Source organism: Methanoregula sp. (assembly GCF_041663825.1).
In the GTDB taxonomy this organism is placed as follows: domain Archaea; phylum Halobacteriota; class Methanomicrobia; order Methanomicrobiales; family Methanospirillaceae; genus Methanoregula.
Genome location: NZ_JBAYLY010000027.1, coordinates 1 through 20,727, shown reverse-complemented (window position 1 = coordinate 20,727; position 20,727 = coordinate 1). Strand labels below are relative to the sequence as shown.

Annotated in this window: 19 protein-coding genes and 1 rRNA gene; 10 read left to right on the top strand and 10 right to left on the bottom strand. The window is 56.4% G+C overall.

From position 1 onward, the window contains the following. Positions 1 to 4: 4 nt before the first annotated feature. From WCX19_RS11295 to WCX19_RS11285, 3 genes are all read left to right on the top strand, one after another. Positions 5 to 436: a universal stress protein gene (locus tag WCX19_RS11295; protein ID WP_373008162.1), complete on the top strand. Its 432-nt coding sequence runs from the start codon at positions 5 to 7 to the stop codon at positions 434 to 436. Positions 437 to 768: 332 nt separating this feature from the next. Further along, entirely contained in the window at positions 769 to 2,490 is a 1,722-nt protein-coding gene (locus WCX19_RS11290) for a histidine kinase N-terminal 7TM domain-containing protein (RefSeq protein ID WP_373008160.1), read from the top strand. A 144-nt stretch (positions 2,491 to 2,634) separates the two neighbouring features. Beyond that, positions 2,635 to 2,895, top strand: a complete 261-nt coding sequence (locus WCX19_RS11285; RefSeq protein ID WP_373008158.1) for a hypothetical protein — start codon at positions 2,635 to 2,637, stop codon at positions 2,893 to 2,895. A 641-nt stretch (positions 2,896 to 3,536) separates the two neighbouring features. Here the strand turns inward: WCX19_RS11285 and WCX19_RS11280 are convergent. The 3 genes from WCX19_RS11280 to WCX19_RS11270 are packed head-to-tail and all read right to left on the bottom strand — an operon-like array spanning position 3,537 to position 5,390. Further along, complete coding sequence (locus WCX19_RS11280; RefSeq protein WP_373008156.1) at positions 3,537 to 4,184, bottom strand: DUF5591 domain-containing protein; 648 nt, start codon at positions 4,182 to 4,184, stop codon at positions 3,537 to 3,539. A gap of 46 nt (positions 4,185 to 4,230) precedes the next feature. After that, complete coding sequence (locus WCX19_RS11275) at positions 4,231 to 4,791, bottom strand: GNAT family N-acetyltransferase (RefSeq protein ID WP_373008154.1); 561 nt, start codon at positions 4,789 to 4,791, stop codon at positions 4,231 to 4,233. Beyond that, entirely contained in the window at positions 4,788 to 5,390 is a 603-nt protein-coding gene (locus WCX19_RS11270; RefSeq protein ID WP_373008152.1) for a DJ-1/PfpI family protein, read from the bottom strand. The genes WCX19_RS11275 and WCX19_RS11270 overlap by 4 nt, the downstream gene beginning before the upstream one ends. A gap of 111 nt (positions 5,391 to 5,501) precedes the next feature. On the opposite strand from WCX19_RS11270, the gene WCX19_RS11265 reads away from it, so the two are divergent. Beyond that, on the top strand, positions 5,502 to 5,906 hold the full coding sequence (locus tag WCX19_RS11265) for a hypothetical protein (protein WP_373008150.1): 405 nt from the start codon (positions 5,502 to 5,504) through the stop codon (positions 5,904 to 5,906). 118 nt (positions 5,907 to 6,024) lie between these two features. On the opposite strand, the gene cofE is transcribed toward WCX19_RS11265, so the two are convergent. The 4 genes from cofE to glyA are packed head-to-tail and all read right to left on the bottom strand — an operon-like array spanning position 6,025 to position 9,718. Next, positions 6,025 to 6,795, bottom strand: a complete 771-nt coding sequence (gene cofE / locus WCX19_RS11260; protein ID WP_373008148.1) for a coenzyme F420-0:L-glutamate ligase — start codon at positions 6,793 to 6,795, stop codon at positions 6,025 to 6,027. Then, a complete protein-coding gene (gene folP / locus WCX19_RS11255; protein ID WP_373008146.1) occupies positions 6,792 to 7,604 on the bottom strand; it encodes a dihydropteroate synthase in 813 nt (270 codons plus the stop codon). Before folP ends, cofE begins: the two co-directional genes overlap by 4 nt. After that, positions 7,601 to 8,434 (bottom strand): bifunctional methylenetetrahydrofolate dehydrogenase/methenyltetrahydrofolate cyclohydrolase FolD, encoded by an 834-nt coding sequence (folD, locus tag WCX19_RS11250; RefSeq protein WP_373008218.1) that lies wholly within the window; start codon positions 8,432 to 8,434, stop codon positions 7,601 to 7,603. The genes folP and folD overlap by 4 nt, the downstream gene beginning before the upstream one ends. A 42-nt stretch (positions 8,435 to 8,476) precedes the next feature. After that, the gene (glyA, locus tag WCX19_RS11245) at positions 8,477 to 9,718 is read right to left on the bottom strand and encodes a serine hydroxymethyltransferase (RefSeq protein ID WP_373008144.1); all 1,242 of its coding nucleotides are present in this window, start codon (positions 9,716 to 9,718) and stop codon (positions 8,477 to 8,479) included. Between the two features lie 284 nt (positions 9,719 to 10,002). On the opposite strand from glyA, the gene WCX19_RS11240 reads away from it, so the two are divergent. From WCX19_RS11240 to WCX19_RS11225, 4 genes are all read left to right on the top strand, one after another. Beyond that, positions 10,003 to 10,581: a hypothetical protein gene (locus tag WCX19_RS11240; RefSeq protein ID WP_373008142.1), complete on the top strand. Its 579-nt coding sequence runs from the start codon at positions 10,003 to 10,005 to the stop codon at positions 10,579 to 10,581. Positions 10,582 to 10,602: 21 nt separating this feature from the next. After that, positions 10,603 to 14,043, top strand: coding sequence for a chromosome segregation protein SMC (gene smc, locus WCX19_RS11235; protein ID WP_373008140.1), 3,441 nt, complete (start codon positions 10,603 to 10,605; stop codon positions 14,041 to 14,043). Next, a complete protein-coding gene (locus WCX19_RS11230; RefSeq protein ID WP_373008138.1) occupies positions 14,036 to 14,983 on the top strand; it encodes a segregation/condensation protein A in 948 nt (315 codons plus the stop codon). The genes smc and WCX19_RS11230 overlap by 8 nt, the downstream gene beginning before the upstream one ends. Positions 14,984 to 15,231: 248 nt before the next feature. Then, positions 15,232 to 16,143, top strand: a complete 912-nt coding sequence (locus tag WCX19_RS11225; RefSeq protein WP_373008136.1) for a Fic family protein — start codon at positions 15,232 to 15,234, stop codon at positions 16,141 to 16,143. Positions 16,144 to 16,399: 256 nt separating this feature from the next. Here WCX19_RS11225 and WCX19_RS11220 read toward each other — a convergent pair whose 3' ends face one another. Both WCX19_RS11220 and WCX19_RS11215 read right to left on the bottom strand, forming a co-directional pair. Then, a complete protein-coding gene (locus WCX19_RS11220; RefSeq protein WP_373008134.1) occupies positions 16,400 to 17,713 on the bottom strand; it encodes an NCS2 family permease in 1,314 nt (437 codons plus the stop codon). Between the two features lie 173 nt (positions 17,714 to 17,886). Then, complete coding sequence (locus WCX19_RS11215) at positions 17,887 to 18,390, bottom strand: hypothetical protein (protein WP_373008132.1); 504 nt, start codon at positions 18,388 to 18,390, stop codon at positions 17,887 to 17,889. Between the two features lie 411 nt (positions 18,391 to 18,801). Between WCX19_RS11215 and WCX19_RS11210 the strand changes: the two genes are divergently transcribed. Next, positions 18,802 to 19,593, top strand: coding sequence for a DUF4013 domain-containing protein (locus WCX19_RS11210; protein WP_373008130.1), 792 nt, complete (start codon positions 18,802 to 18,804; stop codon positions 19,591 to 19,593). Positions 19,594 to 19,640: 47 nt separating this feature from the next. Here WCX19_RS11210 and WCX19_RS11205 read toward each other — a convergent pair whose 3' ends face one another. Beyond that, the gene (locus WCX19_RS11205) at positions 19,641 to 19,925 is read right to left on the bottom strand and encodes a hypothetical protein (protein ID WP_373008128.1); all 285 of its coding nucleotides are present in this window, start codon (positions 19,923 to 19,925) and stop codon (positions 19,641 to 19,643) included. Positions 19,926 to 20,630: 705 nt separating this feature from the next. Between WCX19_RS11205 and WCX19_RS11200 the strand changes: the two genes are divergently transcribed. Next, positions 20,631 to 20,727 (top strand): 16S ribosomal RNA (locus tag WCX19_RS11200); the annotation flags it as partial.

The window sequence follows — 20,727 nt, the reverse complement described above, 5'->3', positions numbered from 1 at the left end:
TACGATGGCAGAGGTAGTGCTTGGCAGGATCCTGATCGCAACGGACGGCTCGGAGAAGAACCGGGCCGCCCTTGATGAGGGAATTAAAATCGCCCGCGCGTTTAAATCAGACCTGTATGCGGTGTATGTGATCGACATAGGAACGTTCGCATCGATGTCCGGGGACATCCCGGTTGGTGATACCTACCAGATGTTCCATGCCGAGGCAGAGCAGGCATTTTCCCGGATAAAATCCCTGGCCGGCGACGTGAAGGTCGAGACCGCAATCCTTGAGGGGCATCCTGCGGCCGAGATCGTGAAGTTTACCATGTCAAAAAAGATCGACATGATCGTGATCGGGACTCAGGGGAAGAAGGGGCTGGAACGCCTGCTTCTCGGGAGCGTGGCAGAAGAGATCATCCGCTCTGCGCCCTGCAAAGTGCTTGTAGTGAAGTAGTGAAGTAATCCGGCACTCGTTTTTTGCCGCCGTTTTGTTTTTATCCTTATTTTACAGGAGCGTTCTCTCGATCTTTCCCGCTCTGATATTCTCATCCCTGTGATGTTTTATTTTAACGAGACCCGATTATACGAATAATGGGATATCGGGGGGAGACTATATGCCACCGGATAAAAACAAAAGAATTTTCGTGTCCTGCATATTATAAAATATACTCGGCAAAGCGATCGATGGCATTTTCCGACGTTCCGGGTTTTTATGCCCTGCGCCCCGGTACCCCTAATCATGTGATCCGGACTGCATGCCAGTAACATGAGACAGGGAGGTGTGCGGTGATTCTTTTTACGGTTCTGGTGTTTACCTGCCTCGTATCTGCGTTCATATCCTGTTCACTTGGCTTTTTTGTCCTTGCAAAAAACTCATCATCCGCAGTCAACCGCCTCTTTTTTGCCATGATGATCGGTGCGGCCTACTGGGCACTTGGAGAATACCTCATCTGGACTGCGGGCGGACCCGACGGCATGCGTTTCTGGCTCAAGGCCAGTGCGTTCTGGCCGGTCGTCGCCGCCATAGCCGTCCACTTTATCATTACCTTTACCGGACGTCCGCTCGTACGGGGAAAACACCCGATGCTTCCGCTCGCCCTCCTGTACATCCCCGCGCTGGTGTTCTCCCTTCTTGGGATATTTACCGATGCTATCTACTCGGTGAGTTACGTTCCTGCCGTCGGGTGGGTGTACCTGCCGGCCGTGCAGAGCCCCCTCTATCTGGCGTTGGCGATCTATATTATTGCAATAATGCTCTGGGCCACCAGTGAGACGATCGCATCCTGGCACCGCGCTAAAGAGGAGAAGATCCGTCGCCAGAACCGTCTGGTGAGTATCGGGCTTGCCCTTGTTCTTGCATTCGGGTGTCTCTCGGGAGTACTATACCCCTTCTTTGGAATCTATGTCCCCAATGAGGTTTTTATCGGGATTGTATTCTTTTCGCTTATCCTTGTGTACACGATCCGGCGGTACGGTCTCTTTACCCTGAGCCCGGAGACCGCGGTCCCGGATATCATGCGGACGATGCCGGATGGCGTCATCCTGATGGCTCCTGACGGGCGGATCCTTGTTGCAAATGTTGCCGCAGCAAAGATCCTGACCGTTCCCGAAGGTGACCTGCCCGGACAACCGATCCGGAATTTTGTTCCTGAAACGGCGTGTGCAGCGATACGGACTGCATTCTCTGCACAGGGCACGATTTCAGATCTCGAGGCGGTCCTGACAAAGGGAGAATACTGCGTGGTCAGCATCGCCGGGACTCCGGTACGGGCCCCCTCCGGGGAAACAGCAGGTTTTGTCCTGCTTCTCCATGACATCACCGACCGCAAGACCTCGGAAACCGCCCTGCGGGTGGCAAATGAAAAGATTTCGATCCTTTCCCAGATGACCCGGCACGATGTTAATAACCTAGTGACCGCTCTTTCCGGTTACCTGGATCTGCTCAAAGAACAAACGAGCGATCCCAAAAGTCTAGCCTACCTGAATTCCTGCACCGGGATTGTGGAAAAGATCACGCGGCATCTCCAGTTCTCGCGGGAATACCAGGAGATCGGTGTCCACCATCCGGCCTGGCAGCAGCTGGACCGGCTGATCGAGAGCGGAATCGGGGCGTTTCCCCATGAAGGGATCGAGGTCTCCACCCGGATTGCACCTGTTGAGATCTACACCGATCCGCTTGCGTTCAAAGTCCTGTATAATCTGTTCGAGAACGCGGTGCGGCATGGCGGGCACATCAGCCGGTTTGATGTGTCGACCCGGGAAGAGCCCGACGGGACACTCCTGGTACTCTTCGAAGACGACGGAGTGGGGGTAAAAGACGGTGATAAGCAGCGGATATTCGAGTACGGGTTTGGCAGCCACACCGGGATCGGTCTCTCCCTCTCCCGCGATATCCTGCTGATGACCGGTATCCGGATTGCCGAGACCGGGACGGCCGGAAAAGGTGCCCGGTTCGAGATCAGTGTGCCGCCCGGTGCATGGAGGGCGGCCCGGGTGAGAACCTGGTAATTTCTTCTGTATCGCTTTTTTTCTGAAGTCACCTTCCTTTTTTGCGGCCGGCTTTTCGTACCTGATATTTTTCAGTCCTGATTTTAGCAGGGATCTGCGGTATGCAGCGCACCCCTTTAACGTGCGGCGTCAATTCAGTACGTGATGACCCTTTCTGCGTGGTATACGCCGATTCTTATCGGGATTGATGTGCTCGTCGTGATCTACGGGCTCCGGGTAGCCTTCACCGAGAATAAGATCTATGGCTGGTTCCTTGCCCTTGCGTTCTTTTTGTTTGGTTTAAAAGAGGTGCTGCCGTATAACGGGATAACCATCTCCTCTACCGTCGCGCTGATCCTTTCCGTGGCCGGTCTTGCATCCGCGCTCTGCGCCTTTTACCTGCTTGCCAAGTCACTGCCGTCATAAGGGAGCCTTCCTGTTTTCTGGTAGTAGCAGGTCCGTCCCTCCACGTTTTAAATCACTGTAAAGCGGTCGTAAAAAAAAGGAATGAAAGCAGTCGTCGGGTTTCCCCGGCTCTGCATGTAAAATCAAGCGGGATAAAAAGGAAATGCCGGTTAATGATGAAGGCAGGGCGTCGAAATGGTCGAACGCTTTTTGCAGTGCCGGCATGAGGAATCCCGGGCGGCCTTGAAAAACTCGGCCGGAGTCCTGTTGATGATCACATTTTCCGAATAACATTCGGGACAGGTCCACCGGATAACGTAACCGGAGCGTGTTCCCATGATAACCGATTTTAAGGATTGTTTAGCCATTGTTTCATTCTTTGATATGCTGGTACACCAGAACGGACGATACCGGTTTCTGGTTTTTACTGGTTCGATACTACAAAAATGGTTTTTTTAGAGGGAGGTGAAGGATCGCCCTGACTCCAGATCAAGAGCGGGAGCGATCATATGTATGCCCAAAACCGTTTGTGTATTAGATATTGGTTGTCAAGCGTATATTAGGATGGTGTGACTTTAGCCGTTCCGGAGCAGGATGTGGTTGTGCACCGGGAACTCCGGTTGGGCTGGAAAACACCCGGTTGAAACGATCCTGAAACCGGTCTATTCGTCTTTTATCAGGTCCGGGTGTGCGTTCCGGAACCGGATCAGCCCGTCGCAGAACTCACCCAGGTACTCGTCCATCGAGAGGCTCCCCTCCTGGAACCGGCACTCCTCTTCCTCGATCACCCGGTTGATCATATCTTTTGTCGGCAGGAGCAGGTCGATGGGTACCCCGGATTTCTCCGAGCCCCGGATCAGGGCTTCGCGGAAGAGGCCGATGCAGTACGCGATCCGGTAGGTGTACACGTGCCGGGTCTTCTCCAGGTACCCTGCGACCCGGCCGGTCTCTATGGTGAGGAAATCTTCCTTTACCTTGTCATCGTTGCACTTCCCGAGCATGTACTTGTAGTGGGCATAGGGGTACATCGTTTCGAGTTCGGAGGGAACGATCCCGCAGGTGCCAAAGATGACAATGTGGTACTGCGATTCGTCGAGCACCTGCGAGATGATCATCCTGATGAGCTGGTGGCTCGGGCTCGTGCTGTAGGGTTTTTTCATCGCGCAGGGCATGAAGATCGCAATATTCTTTGGCTGCACCGCGTATTCGTCGATGATGTACCGGTAGGACTCCTCGAACTCTTTGAGGTAAAAGGGGGGATCGGTGAGAAAAGGTCTCGTCTCGTCTTTTTGCGGTCCTGGTGCGCCCATGGTTCTTCCCTAACCGGATTGTCCACGAACTCTATGAAACCGCCGGTCACCGGTCTGCTCTGCGGGATCGTTCCCGTACATACCCGAGCGTTCCTTCTTCCAGACCCTCTCCGGGTGCCGTGGGGCCGGAACAGGCAAAACTGTTTTTCTCAAGGACTCTGATGGAAGCCTTCAGTTCCGGGTAGGTTGTCGCCATGATCCGGGATATGCGCCGATCCTGGAAGATCACCGGGATCATAGCGCCGACCGCTTCGGTTGCATAGCCGTTTCCCTGGAATTCATCAAGCACGGAATACCCGATCAGCACCGTGCCGGGTGAGTCTACAGTCGACCCGATCCCCCCGCACCCGACAAGGATTCGGTACTCTGGCACCGGGGCATCCCGCACCCAGTACCAGCAGGCAAAGACTGGATCTGACTGTTCCGATGCCATACGGATAAATTCGGTGAGCACCTCATCGTTCATCTCGCCGGGCGGCCAGGCAGCCGGCACCGTGGCATCCAGCAGCCGGGCGAGTGCAGTATGGTCGTGGAGATCGCTTTTTAAGATCTCCACGGTTGCCGGGATCAGGTCGAGGTGTCGGGTATGGATACGCTGGATGGTCATCGGAACGTCCCTGATTCAGGTATAGTCCCCGGCCGGGGCGGGTAGTACGGGTAATCCATCTGTTTCTGGATCTTCGCCCTGGCCTCCTCCCCGGCGATCTTCTCGCAAAGGTACAGGCCCATGTCGATGGCCGCGGTTACCCCTCCTGCGGTGATGACTCGGTTATCTTCAACGATCCGAGCACTTGAAACCTCTCGGGCGAACCGTTTGAGGATCTCCTGCATTGCCGGGTGGGTGGTCGCCCGCCGGGTGTGCAGCATCCCTGCCGCCCCGATCAGGAGTGCACCCCCGCAGACGGCGGCAATGACGGTCTTTTCCGGGGGAATGGTAAGCCAGGATAAAAATGCCCGGTCCTGCATGAGGCCGGCGATCCCATTACCCCCGGGAACGACCACATAATCGTAGGCCGAAAGGTCGGGGTTGATGGTGTCGGCAGAGATCGTGACGCCTTCAAACGACCTGACGGTTCCCGCCCGGGCGCAGATATCGTATTCAAGGTCAGGCACGAATCCCATGGTTTTGAGCCGGGTGAGTGGATCGTATGCCCCGGCAAAATCAAGCAGCGTGACACCGTCATAGACGACAAACGCGATCTTCATGGCATGACCCCGTATGCAAAACAGTTGGGTTTCATAGTCATTATGCATACTGCCCCGCGCCCATCGTTTGCTTTTTTTGTGCCGGAAAGGAAACAGTATACCAATAATTTCATGGAGATCAAGGGGCCGGACATGATGCGGGGCTGCTGGTGGATTGTCATTGTGGTATTAGCACTCCTGCTTGCCGCAGGGTGCGTTTCCCGGGCCCCGAACACTGCCATCACGGTCACGAGCGACAATCTTGACGATTTTACCCCGGTTAATACCGGTTCAGTTGATTTCTACACCGTCGACTTCCGGATTGAGAACCCTACCAACCGGACGTTTGAGAATGTCGAGGTGCAGGTCACCTTAAACCCGGTGGTGGCGTTCTGCCATATCCAGTCTGCGACATTTGAGATCCCGTCCCTTGCCCCCCGGGAAAAGAAGGCCGAGCAGATCGCCTTCTCCGAGTTTTCAGATCTTGACTGTGCGTACAACTTCACCTCTTCGGTGACCTCGGATCAGGGCTGGTAGCCGGCCGGTTTTTCAGATCCCCCGGATTCTGAATTTACCTTACAGGAATAGCGGGGCCGTTGCTCTTTCAGTTGTTTAAAAAAAAGTGTGGCGGCCTGTTTACGACTGCCTGATATTGTTATATCTGGCTCTTCCGGAACACGCCCATAAAGAGGCATTCATCGGCATCGATGGTATCGACCCCGATCTGATCCCCGATGGGCATGCCGAGGCCCCGTACGATGACGGCCGGCGTGCACTCATCCGCCTCGCCCATCACGAGTTCGGCGGCGGATGCGATGTTATCCGCGATCGCCCGTTTTGTCACTTCCAGCTTGCGGCCGAAAAGATCGCTCCTGCCCCGGTCATCAATGACCGAGGTGATGCCGGAGCAGCCGATGGCAACCCCGGAACACCCGAGGCGCATCGCATGGGTACGGCTGTCGATGATCAGCACCCCGATTTTTATCCCGCACTGCCCTTCGATCTCGTTTTTAATACGAAGTGCGCTCCCGTTCGGATCGGCTGGCAGGGGGGTGACGCAGCCCGGCGGGGCGTTTGAGGCATCCACGCCGGCATTGGGGAGGAGCGTGCCCTGTTTCATGCAGAGCAAAAATCCCGGGATGCCGCCGACCACCGAATCACTCTCTTTTAAGACAACTTCCACGGTCCGGGGGTCCATGTGGTATTTTTCCGCCAGTTCCCGTGCATGCGGGGACGGGGTGACCGAGTCGAGCCGGACCACGTTTCCCTCTGAGGTCGCGACCGCCGTCTCGGCAAGGACGAGGATATCCCCGTTATGAAAACCGCCGCAGGTTTTCTTTGCCGCATCGATAATCCGGTCCGTAAACGGATCGCGGGGCCTGATGATGCCGGTGGAGAGCCCGATCACGGTAAAAGAGGTATTCATGCGCTCTTCCCCATGCGTTCACAGACCTTCATCACGTCGCGGGTGGCAGCCACATCATGGGCCCGGATGATCGACGCGCCTTTTTCGAGCAGTTTTACCGTCACGGCAAGGGTGCCCGGGAGCCGTTCTTCCGGCACCCGGTTCAGGAGCATCCCGATAAAGGTCTTCCGGGAAACGGCGCCGAGCACCGGGCGGTCAAAGCGCAGGAACTCGTCGAAGTGCCGGCAGAGTTCCCAGTCGTCATCGACCGAGCGCAGGGGGATCCAGGTGCCGACACCGGGGTCGAGCACGTAGTCGTTTACCCCCGCTGCCTCGCACCGCCGCATCACGCCTTCGAGCGCGGCAAGTGTCGCTTCGACCCCGACCGGGTCTCCGGGCTGGCTGTTTGCTGCCATTACAAACGCGGGGATGCCGGCGTCCGCTACTTTCTCTGCATAGGCCTGGGAGAGGAACCCTGCAATATCGTTAGCCGCGTGGATGTCATGCTTCAGGCAGATGTCGAGCACACCCGGGTGGATGGTATCGACAGAGAGGGTAATCCCGCTCCCGTCCAGTTCCGTTAATGCGGCATCGATCCGTTCCGCCTCGGTTTTCCCGCTGATCGCCTGAACGTTTGGCGCCGTGCTCCGTGCACCGATATCGATCATGTCGGCGCCCTGCTCGATCATCGCGACCGCCGTCGCACGCACTTCTTCGAGGGGCACATAGGAGCCGGAATAAAAAGACTCGTTGCTCACGTTGATGACGCCCATCAGCCGGACCGGGGCATCTCCCCCAATCTCCAATTTGTTCACCCGGCAGGACTTCATTCCATCCTCGTTGCTGCGGCAAAGGTATTCTCCATGAGCGTTGCAATGGTCATGGGGCCGACGCCGCCGGGGACCGGGGTGATGGCCGATGCAATCTCTTTTACCGCGTCAAAGTCCACGTCGCCGACCAGTTTGCCGTTCAGCTGGTTGATACCGACATCGATCACGACCGCGCCGGGTTTTACCATATCTGCTGTAATGAAGTGCGCTTTCCCGATAGCCGAGACAATGATATCTGCCCGTTTTAATTCGGCAGGCAGATCCTTTGTCCTGCTGTGGCAGACGGTCACCGTCGCATCCGCGTTTGTGAGCAGTGCTGCCATCGGCCGCCCGACATCGATGCTCCGTCCTGCAACTACTGCCAGGGCACCGGCGACCGGTATCTTGTATTCCCTGAGGATCGTCATGATGCCCGTGGGGGTACAGGGGGTAAACCCGGGCTTCCCGCTCATCAGCAGGCCAAGACTGGTCGGGTGGAACCCGTCTACATCCTTTTCGATCCGGACTGCTGAGACTATCCTGTCGGTATCGATCTGCTTCGGGAGCGGGAGCTGGACGAGGATGCCGTTGATATCTGCATCACCGTTGAGCCGGGTTATGGTCTCCAGCACCTTCTGCGTGGTGGCGTTGCCCGGGCACTCAATCCCGACCGATCCGATGCCCACCCGCTCGCAGGCCCGGTGCTTCATCCGGACATACATCTGCGAGGCCGGGTCGCCTCCCACGATCACGGTGGCAAGCCGGGGGTACAGGCCGGATTCACTGATGTCCTCCTTGAGGAGTTCGAGCCGCTTTTCCGATACCGCTTTCCCGTCAAGAATGGTGACCATTGCCAAAATCCCCCTGTAAATAGAAAATGAGAAAAGAGATTATTATACTGTCGGGTAAATCGGGAACTTCCCTGCCATCGCAGTGACTTCCCGGTTGACCTTCTGGATCAGCGTCTCGTTCTTGATATCCTTGACGATCGAAGAGATCCAGTTCCCGATCAGGCGCATCTCGGCCTCTTTCATGCCCCGTGAGGTAACGGCCGGCGTGCCGACCCGGAGACCGCTCGTCACAAACGGGCTCTTGGTCTCGTTCGGGATCGTGTTCTTGTTCACCGTGATGGCGGCTTTACCGAGCGCCACTTCCGCTTCAAGACCGGTGATGTGCTGGTTGGTGAGGTCGATGAGCATCAGGTGGTTGTCCGTGCCGCCCGAGACGAGCCGGATGCCGTTGTTCATTAAGGTCTCTGCGAGTACTTTCGCGTTTTTCACAATCTGCTTGTTGTATTCCTTAAACGAGGGTTTGAGGGCTTCCTCAAAACAGACCGCCTTTGCCGTGATCGTGTGCATCAGGGGACCTCCCTGCATACCCGGGAAGACCGCCTTATCTATCGCCTGTGCATACTCGTTGTTGCACATGATCGCGCCGCCCCGGGGTCCGCGGAGGGTCTTGTGGGTGGTGGTGGTCGTGAAATTGGTCACACCTACCGATGTCGGGTGAATGCCCGATGCGACGAGGCCTGCAATGTGGGCGATATCGGCCATACAGTAAGCACCGACATCATCGGCAATCTCCTGAAATGCCTTGAAATCAATCGTGCGGGGGTAGGCGGATGCACCGCAGACGATGATCTGCGGTTTCTCCTTCTTTGCCATCTCTCCTACCGCACCGTAATCAAGCGTTTCGGTTTTGGGGTCGACGCCGTACTGGGCAACCTGGTAGAACTTGCCGGTAAAGCTGACTGGAGACCCGTGCGAGAGGTGACCGCCCTGGTTGAGTTTCATGGAGAGGATCTTCTCTCCCAGCTTCATGTACGCAAAATAAACCGCCATGTTCGCCTGGGTGCCCGAGTGAGGCTGGACGTTTGCATGTTCTGCACCGAAGAGTTTTTTCAACCGGTCGCGTGCAAGGTTCTCGGCCATATCATGGAACTCGCAACCGCCATAGTACCGCTTTCCCGGGTAACCCTCAGCATACTTGTTGGTCATGATCGACCCCATTGCCTCGAGCACCGCACGGCTGACGATATTCTCGGACGCGATAAGTTCGAGACCGTTTGTCTGGCGGAGCCGTTCCTTCTCAATGATATCTGCTATTTCTGGATCAGTTTGGGAAAGATACGACATATGCGGGAAAGGTTGGCTTGGATTAGGTAATACCTTTTCTTAAGATGAGCGCAGAGGGATAATGAAAAACTGGTTTCGGCAGGCAGAAATGCTGTTTATCGTGGCAATACGACGTGCCGCAGAACGCATGTAGGGCCCGGACCGGATAGGTTACACGGATCCTGCACCCGATTTTTAGTGAAAAAGAAGCACAAACCCTTTTTTCCTCATCTGCAGATCACTACTGTTATTAATAAGGAGTGCGCCGCACCAGTATATATCACAAGGTCTTATACAGGTATGGCATGGTGCAACCGGATGCAAAGATCAGGTACTTAGAGTTCGAACTTGATGAAAAGGAGAGAATGATCAAAATGATGGAAAGTTCAGGAAGCGGTGCAGGCGAGGACCGTGTTGCAGCGCTCGAAAAGAAGGTCAACGAGATGGAAGCGCTCGTCAAGGGGCTCACCCAGGAGCTCCTCGACCTCAAGTCTATTGCGATGAAGATGTCTAAGCAGACCGAGGAACGCAGCCGTCAGGAACTCAAACGCATGCAGCCAATCGTTCAGGGATCGCAGGTGCCCGGCTCAGTTGCCGGCAGTGCGGCACCTCAACAGGGTGGAAGCACGGTTGTCATCCGCAAAGGCTCCCGGGCTGCGGATGCTGAACCGGAGGCCCCGGCAGAGCCTGCGATGGATATGATCATGCAGACCGACGGGACGATGAAGCTTGAACCCCGGCGCGGGGAAAAGGATTACATCGTCGCCTCGGCAGGCTACGGGCGGAACAAGAAGGGTATATCTGTCAAGCAGCCCAAGCAGAGCGATCTCATCTACGCTGTTGAAGAAGACAAGTCCAAGTCATCTGATCCTGCAAAGAAGTAAGCTGTATCAGGAGCCGGATCTTTGCACATCACAGAGCTGGAGATAGACAATTTCAAGTCTTTTTCAAAAAAGACAAAAATTCCCTTTTTAGAGGGTTTCACTGTAATATCCGGCCCGAACGGCTCCGGGAAGAGTAACATTATCGATTCGATCCTTTTTGTCCTCGCACTTTCGAGTTCACGCAACCTGCGGGCAGAGAAACTCACCGATCTCATCAACCTCAACTCCGGGAAGAACACCGCTGAGGTCGCAATCGCGTTTTCTGACGGGACCAGGATCCGCCGTCGGATCAAACGGACGGGAAACGGCTATTACAGCTACAATTACCTGAATGACCGGCTCTGTAAGCAGAGCGACATTGTCGATCACCTTTCAAAGTTCGGTATCATCCCTCATGGGTACAACGTCGTGATGCAGGGCGATGTGACCCGGATCATGGAGATGAACGACAACGAGCGCCGGAAGATCATCGACGAGATCGCCGGGGTCTCCGAATTCGATACCAAAAAGCAGCAGTCGCTTGCCGAGCTTGACGTGGTAAGGGAGCGCATCGAGCGCGAGGAACTTCTCTTAATCGAACTCACCAAACGGGCAAACGAACTGAAAAAAGAGCGGGAACACGCGCTCGAATACCAGAAGTGGCAGAAAGAGCTCGCCTTCTACCAGGGGTGCCGGTCTGCCGCCCAGCTCCACGACAAGGAGAAGGAACGGGCCACGCTCCTTTCCTCAGCGGAGGAGCAGAAGATCAAGATCTCCCGGGTCGAGGCAGACCGTGGCCTTGAGGAGAATGAACTTGCCTACTTCAAGGCCGATCTCGCGGATGTTGATGAGCTCATCAACCAGAAGAGTGGGCCGGATTACCTGAAACTGATCGCCGATCTCGAAGAGGCGAAAAGCGGGATCAAACTCGCCGAGCAGACGATCAACCGGCTGAAAAAAGACAAGGAAACAAATCTCGAAGGGATGAACCGGGTTTTTGCGGACACGAAAAGGGCCGAGGCCCGGGTCCAGGAACTTTCCGACCAGATCCGCACGCTCACGATCGACCGCACGAATATTGCGATGGAAGTGGCGACCGATAAAGCCCAGCTGGAAAAAGTCGAGACCGAGATCCGGCAGTACTCCTCGGATACGGAGGAGTCACGGCAGCAACTCTTCGCCCTGATGGAGGAGTCGGAGGGAAAGAAAGGCGAGCGGTCCACGATCCTCCACCAGCAGGACATGCTTATCGAGAAGAGCCGGATGCGGACAAGCGAGCTTGAACGCCTCATGGCACTCCAGAAGCAGCTCGACGAGGAGTATGCCCAGAAAAAGGAGCAGCTCGCCGGGAACGAGAAAGAAGTCGCTGCGCTTGCCGGCCAGAAAAAGGAACTCGACCGGAACCTATCGGAGCTGGAGAGCGGCCTCTTTGCCCAGCGTTCATCCCTCGAACGGCTGCGCGGGGAGATGAGGGATGCCGAGCAGGATGCGATCCGGCTCGAAGCCGCCCAGCAGGCCCGGGGCGAGTCCGGAGGAAAGGCGATCGAGGCGGTCAAGGCGATGGAAGGCGTGCACGGTACGATCGCCGACCAGGGCCGGGCCCCCCCGGAGTATGCAACGGCGCTCAATGTCGCTGCGGGGAACAAGCTTCAGTTTGTGATCTGCGACACCGACCAGATCGCAGCCGATGCGATCCGGTACTTAAAAGACGAGCGGCTCGGCCGGGTGACCTTCCTCCCGTTGAACAAGCTCCGGCCGCCCACGCTTCCGCCGGTGAAGGAGCCCGGTGTCGTTGACTATGCGGTCAACCTCCTCGATTACGACCCCATATACGATCGGGCGTTCGCCGTGGCGCTCGGTGCGACGGTTGTGGTCGATACGCTTGAGAGGGCCCGCAAACTGATCGGGAAGTACCGGATGGTCACCCTGGAAGGCGAACTGCTCGAAAAGAGCGGGGCGATGACCGGCGGTTCGGCAAAGAAGCCGGTCCGGGGATTCGGGGCTGCCGTGGACGATGAGATCGTCAGGATCCGGTCGCATCTCGCCGAACTCGCGGGAGAGGCTTCGACCCTTGACGCGGGCGTCAGGCGCATGACCGAAGAGGTCGAGGGCAAGCGGGCGTTACGGAACGAGATCGACCAGAACGTCGCCCGGGCCGGGGCGGTCACCGAGGAGTATACCCGCCGGTTCGAGGCGATCACGGTCGAGAAGCAGACCATCGAGGCGGCAGTCGCCCGGCAAAAAGAGGAGACTGGCAACAGCGCCGCAGAGCTTGGCGCACTCGAAGGGGAACTCGACAAGGTCACCGAAGCGGTGAACGCGATCACGGCAAATATCGACGCGATCAAAAAGAAGCTCGACGACACCAACATCCCGGCGCTCACCGACCAGATTGAGAAGAAGAAGAAAGAGATCGAGGAAGCGGAACGGCGCCTCAGAAACAAGGAGGCGGACATGAACGATGCCTCCCGCGAGCGCCAGCACTTCACGGCCCGGGTCGGAGAGCTGGGTGAGGAACGCGCCCGGCTGGACGAGCGCAACCGGCAGATCGATGCAGAGATCGCCGGGTCAAACGAGCAGATCGCGGCCCACAAGACCGTGATTGGCGCACTCGAAGAGAAACAGAAGGAGTTCTCCGGGGAACTCGAAGGCCTACGGAAGAAACGGGCCGAAGTCTCGGAGAGCATCCACGCCTCGGAAACAAAACTGATGAAGTTCGATAACGACAAGGAACGGTTCACGATCCAGCTTGTTGCCCTTGAGGAGCGGGCAGCTGCGCTCGCCGCCGAGATTGCGGCACTCATTGCCATTGTCGGCGAGGTCAAGACCGAGCTTTCGCTCACCGAGATCGAGGGGAAGATCGCGGACGCCGAACTTGCCATCCATAAGATCGGGGCCGTGAACATGCTCGCCATCGAGGAGTACGAGAAGATCGAGCGGCAGGTCGGGGAGCGGACGGAGAGAAAGGACACTCTCTCAAAGGAGCGGGCGAGCCTGATCGAGCGCATCGGGCAGTACGAGAAGATGAAGTTCGAGGCGTTCATGACCGCCTTTAAGGCAATCGACACCAACTTCCGGGAGATCTTCGCCCGGCTCACGAGCGGGAGCGGGAACCTCGTCCTTGAAAACGAGGAGGACCCGTTCACCGGAGGGCTCACGTTCGCGGTCAAGCCCCGGGACAAGAAAGTCCACCTCCTCTCCTCCCTCTCGGGCGGAGAGAAGTCGCTGACCACGCTCGCGTTTATCTTCTCCATCCAGCACCACATCCCGGCGCCTTTCTACGCGTTTGACGAAGTGGATATGTCACTTGACGGCGCGAACGTGGAACGGATCGCGGCGATGATCACCGATCTTGCCCCCTCGTCCCAGTTTGTCATCGTCTCGCTGCGTAAGCCGATGATCGAGGCGGCGCAGAGGATCATGGGCGTGACGAGCCGGCCGGACAAGAGCACGCTTGTTACCGGAGTCAAGGTCCATGGCTGAACCGGACAAGAACGGGAAGCGCCGGTCGGGTAAGGGGGTAAAGGCCGGAAGGGCCGGCGAACCCGTCCCGAAAGAGGCCCCGGACGGGGAGCAGCCCGGGACGGAAAATACCGGCGCTGCCGTGCCCGCCGAAAATCCTGATACCGCCCAGACCGTTGCACCTCCTGCGGCAGCAGACGCTCCCAAAGAACCGGAGCCGGGGGTCGTTGAGGACCCGGTCGAGATCCTCGTCGGGCTTGCAGAACGGGGCGAGATTGACCCGTGGAACATCGACATCATCGAAGTGACCGACCGGTTCCTCTCCGAGCTGGAGCGGTGCCGGCAGCTCAACCTCCAGATCTCGGGGCGCACGCTCTTTTTTGCAGCGACCCTTCTCCGGATGAAATCCGAGCAGCTGGACATCCCGACCGATGATGAGGGTGGCGAAGGCGACGAGAGCGGGGACTTCGACCTCGCGGGCGACCTTGATTTCGAGGACGAGGGTCGCCTCGGCCCCATCGAACTGCTGGAGCGTGAGATCCAGCGCCGACTCGACAGGAAAAGCCTGCGGAAGAGCCCGGTCACGCTCTTCGAGCTGATCATCGAGCTCAAGAACCTTGAAAAAGAGGAGCGGAGGCGCCGCCGGCTTCCCCCGGCTGATGACGATTACCTAGTCGAAGCTGACGATGTCGTCAGTATCGCGCACGAGGAAGGGTACCAGGACTCGGCCCGGCAGGTCATCGAAGAGTGCCTCGCGAACGCCGACCCGGACACCGAGATCACGCTCGCCGAGCTCTGTAAGGATCTCGGCTGGCAGCTTCCTGATGTATACATCCCGCTGCTCTTTTTGGCGCTGGACGGGCAGTGCAACATCCGGCAGGAGGAGTTCTTCGGGGATATCTGGGTGCATGTGGTGAAGGCGGACGAGGAAGAGGACCGGTCCGGCACTCTGGTTGAATAACTGCTCATTACTTTAAAATTCGTTTATCAGGAAGCCGCGTACCGGATTGCGATGGATGCCGCCGCCCCCGAATGGGCGCCCCCGTGGCGGTTCAATTTCCAGTTTTGAGCAATCAGGTAATCTGCCCGGCTGTGTGTCCGGGATCGCTCGTAACTCGTGGTGTTTTCCCCTCTAATTCCTATCCCTATCAATACCTTCAATACCTCCGGCACGAATATCGGATCAATCAAAAACCAGCCGATACCGATATGCCACAAACTGACACTCATCTCATGGAATGGATCGAGAAGAAACGTGAGCGCCTTGATGCACTGCGCCCGCTTGACCGGGATCTGGTCGAAAAACTGCACGAAGAGATGCGGCTCCTGCATACCTACAACTCCAATGCCATCGAGGGAAACACCCTCACCCTGTCCGAAACAAAACTTGTTCTTGACGAAGGCATCACGATCGGGGGGAAAACGCTCCGTGAACACCTGGAAGCGACCAACAATGCGGAGGGGTACGATCTGATTGTCCGGCTGGCCCGCGAACAGGCACCGATCAACCATGTCACAGTTCAGCAGATCCATGAAATGGTGACACGGGGCATTCTTGAGAGTGCCGGGCGTTACCGGACCCGCAACGTGCGTATCACCGGGGCGGTTCGTTCCCCGGCTGACTGGTCGCATATCCTCCACGAGATGGATGACCTGATTGCGGAGGTTGCAAAAAAGGATTGCCCGGTCGTTGAGATGACGGCATATCTCCATCACCGGTTCGTTGCGATACATCCCTTTGTTGACGGCAATGGCCGGGTTGCCCGGCTGCTCGGGAACCTCTACCTGATGAGGAACGGTTATCCCCCGATCGTTCTCGACCAGAAGAACCGGCAGCAGTATTACCGGGCGCTCCGCGAAGCGGATAACGGGGATCTTACTGCGTTTACCCGTTTCATTGCACGGGCCGAGAACGAATCGCTCTCCCATTATCTCGCCATTGCCGGGGGCAGGGAAACGCTCATCCCCCTCCGCGAGCTTGCGAAGATCTCGCCGTACTCGCAGGAATACCTGAGCCTTGCGGCCCGCAAGGGACTTCTCGACGCGACCAAGATCGATGACAGCTGGCACGCGACCCGGCTGGCGCTGGAGGAGTACTGTAAAGAGCATGGGAGGAAGTGAGGGGGAGATCCGTATCCGGATGTGAATCCGTCCGTTCCGGCACGTAATACCAGAATTTCATTCACGTGTGTATACCTTGGGCGATGCAACTATCCATTTAGTCAGTCGTATACCCACCCCGTCACATGGCAGGTCGGCGGGCTGTTCTAGGGCCTCATGTCGTTATCCATGCGCCACGAAAAGAGGCCGGCAAGGTTGTGCTCTTTTAGACAGGCGCATTTCGCCGCAACCGTAGCTTGTGTATCCGGGGCACTCGTCAGTACGGGTAGAAGACAAAGAAGAGCAGGCAGAGCACAAAGAGCGCCCAGCAGGCCGGTTGGATCTCCCGGAATTTCCCTCTCACAATCGCAAAGAGCGGCCAGAGTACAAAGCCGGCGCACATACCGACACCGATATTGTAGGTGAAACTCATCATCGCGATTACGGTAAATGCGGGGATCACTTCTGCATAATCTGAGAAGTCGAGCCTCGTTACCGGCTGGAGCATCATGAGGCCGACTAGGATCAGCACCGGGCCGGTCGCAAGCGCCGGAATTGCCGAGAAGAGCGGGGCAAAAAAGAGGGCGAGCAGCAGGAGGCCGCCCACGACAATTGCAACGAGTCCGGTCCGGCCGCCCTGCTCGATCCCGGCAGCCGATTCCACAAAGACCCCGTTGGTCGTGGTCCCGAGAAGCCCTCCCGCAGTGGTCGCGAGAGCGTCGGCCAGGAAAGGCTTCTCGATCTCGGGCACGTTGCCGGTCTCATCGAGGAACCCGGCCCGGGCTCCCATACCGATCAGCGTCCCCATGGTGTCAAGAAACATCATCGTAAAAAGGGTCAGGACCACCGGGAACATCCCGAGCGTGAACACCCCGGCAAGATCGAGCTGGAGGAAGGTTGGGGAGATGTCCGGCGGCAGGGAGACGATGCCGGTAGGAAGGGGTGCGATCCCGAAGGCAAAGGCTGCCGCAGCTGTTGCAAGGATGCCGGCGAGGATCGCGGCAGGGACCTTTTTTACCATGAGGATCCCCGTCAGGACAAAGCAGGCGATCGCGAGCAGGACGGCCGGCGTGTGGAGGTTGCCGATCTCTACCGGGACACTTCCGCTCCCGAGGACGACAATGCCGGAGTCGATCAATCCGACAAAGGCCAGGAAGAGCCCGATCCCGACAGAAAAACTGAGTTTTAATGAGGTGGGGACAGCATCGCTCATGATCGACCGCCAGCCCGACAGGGTCAGGAGGACAAGGAGGATGCCGCTTACAAAGACCGCCCCGAGGGCCGTCTGCCACGGGTAATGGAGGACACCGACCACGGTATACGCGACAAAGGCGTTCTCGCCCATGTAGGTCGCGACGGCAAACGGGCGGTTGGCATACGCGCCCATAATAATGCAGCCGAACGCGGCGGTAACGATCGTTGCCGCCACGCAGGCCTCGTACGGGATCCCTGATGCCCGCAGGATGCCCGGGTTGACGATGATAATGTAGACGATCGCGACAAAAGTTACGAGGCCGGCCACGATCTCCCGCCGGATCGTGGAACCCCGCTCCGTTACATGAAAGAACTTGTCTATCTGCGTAACAGTCATGCTCTACGGAGATATTCGGGCAGGGTGCACAAGAATTTACCTAAACCGTTTGTCCGGCAGGGGTCGTCAGCGCGACCCCCCTGTGTATAAAAGTGGCAATTCAACCAATCTGCGTTTGAACAAGGAAGGTCCCGCGCCACAGAGGAGCAGATAACCGGGAGATCGGGTGTCCTTCAAATCATCCCGGGCACCGTATCCGCCCACGTCTCAACCTTCTTACGGATCGCGTCGTCCGTATAGGATGCGACTGTCATGCGGTCGCGGGCGACGCTCACAAAAAAGAGCCCTCCGTTTGGATCGTGGCATTTCAGGAGGACAAAAAAGTGATCTGCCATCTGGATGTGCCGGACCTTCCCCCGGTGTGCTGCAATGTTTGCCATGTTGGAGATCATGGCAGCGACGCCCAGCTCGTACCCGTCAACGGAGTCATACATCTCCTGCCCGGTCCCGATCTGCTTCCCTTTGTCATTGATGTACTGGAATTTTGCCGTGTACATCTCCCGCACGATCTCCAGGGGAGGATGGTACTTTTTTACCCCCCGGTAGGCCGTGCAGCCGAGAGGGTTCGTAAGGATGAGTCCCCGCACGACCCGGGTAAATGCCGTAATGTCGGCAAACGGCGTATTCAGGATACGGACAGCACTCTTTGTTCCCGGTTTGGGCTTGAAATATCTCACAGGACACCACGCGAAAGCTCAGTTGCAGGGTTCGATGTAAATCCGCTCAAACATCCTGCATCGGTTATAACCGTCGTGCATGTTCTCCTGCACGGGCGGAAATTTCTGCAGATCTTAAAAGAAAGAATGTACGGGACAAAGAAAACCTTGTTGGTTAAAATGGGGGTCTCAGGTGAAAATCAGTATGTATTTTCCATTGGGGAATCCTGCTTAATTTCCCCCACAGACCCCCCAAAATTACTATCTCAATAAATTCTTAATCTGTATCCATATTCACGCATATTTCACTTCTTAAATATGCATATAACCCGGATTATTCTTCAGTTAAAATATCAAGGGGGGTCTTTGGGGGAAAAGAGATTCCCGGTGCATTACCACATTTTTATAAGGCGTGCTCCAGTATCGTATACTATGGATTATGGCACGCTCGTTTCAGACTCAATAGGGTACACAAAGGCAGCCCTTGCAGGGAACTGGGTTACATGGCTCATCTTCATCATTTGCAGCCTGCCCATCGCCTTCATCAATTTCGTGTTCGATCCAAAGAAGATCTTCACCGGGACAACGATTCACTGGGAACTTATCCCGTGGTCCCAGGTCATCGCGCTCTTCCTTGCAGGGATACTCCTTTCGTTTATCGTATCGGGGTACCTCGTCCGGGTCTACCGTGGGATAACGCCCCCTCCAAAATTTGATGCATGGTGTTCCCTGTACCTCGACGGGATAAAGATCGCCATTGTCGGGTTTGTCTGGTTTGTCCCGGCCCTTGTCATCTTTGTCATCGCGGTTGCCCTCATGATAGTTGGCGCTCTGGGCAGTGCGTCCATGGGCCCGATGGTGGGCGCCGGTCTCATCGTCCTCCTAATCGGTCTTATCGTACTCGTGATCACCTGCCTCTACGCGGTTCTTGGCAGTGTGCGTTTTGCCCGCACCGGCAGCATGAGGGAAGGGCTCCGTTTCTCTGCGATCACCGGCACGATCCAGTCGATCGGCTGGGGGGCGTATATCCTCGCCCTCATTATCATGCTGGTGCTCGTTATTCTCTTCAGTCTCATCATTGCCCTGCTTGCGCTGATCCCGTATGCCGGGTGGGTGATCCAGCTGGTCCTCACACCGATTATCTCGGTCTTCACGGCCCGGTACATCAGCCGGGTCTATGATCACAGCGTCCCGCAGGCACCGGCACCTGAACCGGCCGCATAAGATAACCGCGGCGGCCCTGGCTCCTTTTTTTAAAATTTTTTAGGTTTTTATACCGGATGCTTCAGCTGTGGCCGGGATTTCGGATTGTGGACAATCCATGATATCGACTGGTACAGGGCAGAGGGATCATGAGCTGCGTGCGGCACCTCCGGCATTTCCGCGTCCCGGCCCGGAAAACCATGCGCGATTGCGGGTGCCCGGGACCTGTATCCTCCTTCGCCCCAGCGGTCCCGGCATCCTTTGAGTACGGATGTGATACGTGCGGCCGGGTAGGGCCGGGTGCTATGTGTTTCCTGCGCGACCACGTACGACAGGTTGTTGTGCTGGGACATGTTCCTGCCCGATTGACCCTTGTTTTGGAATTTCGGGAGCAATCTCCTAATCTATAATGGTAAGCCGGAAAATCCCTCATGTGGACGCGGCTCTCCATTTGTCATACCCGGACCTTTTTATCCAAAATCAGGGAATCTGAATCCCGAATACGGTTCGTGAAGATTTTACAAAGTATCTGTTCCGCGAATATTTGTCTTGACAATATATCGCAACCGGAAACCGGGGGACAAAAGGGGCAACCTTTAAATGGTAGTCTGAGGAATAATGTGATCCACAATTTCTGATGAAGACCCGAAGAAAACCGTCCTGCAAAGGCGGTGTCGGGTCCGAAGTTTGGGCAACAATGAAGGCAAGAAGGTATAAATACCCTCGAAACCTACATTGTAAGCCCGTGTTTAATCTAAAAACACGACGAAGGGCGTGTGATAAAGAACCAACAAAACCGGTGAATTCCGGGGTTGGTTCCGAATACAAAACACTGCATGTAACAAGGTATAAATATCCTTGAAACATACATTATGAGCCCGTGTTCAAGTGAACAAACACGACGAACACAAGCAATCTTTGATGGAGATCCAACAATACCCGGCTTGACCGGAGTTGGTTCTGACGTTGATACTGGCAATGCGGAAATTTGTTTAGTAACCGCTAATTCCTCGAAATTAAGGTTCAGATATAAGTGTGCGTACAGATGTACAATTTGAATTCTGGTTGATCCTGCCAGAGGCCACTGCTATCGGAGTTCGATTAAGCCATGCGAGTCGAGAGGTGTAAGACCTCGGCATACTGCTCAGTAACACG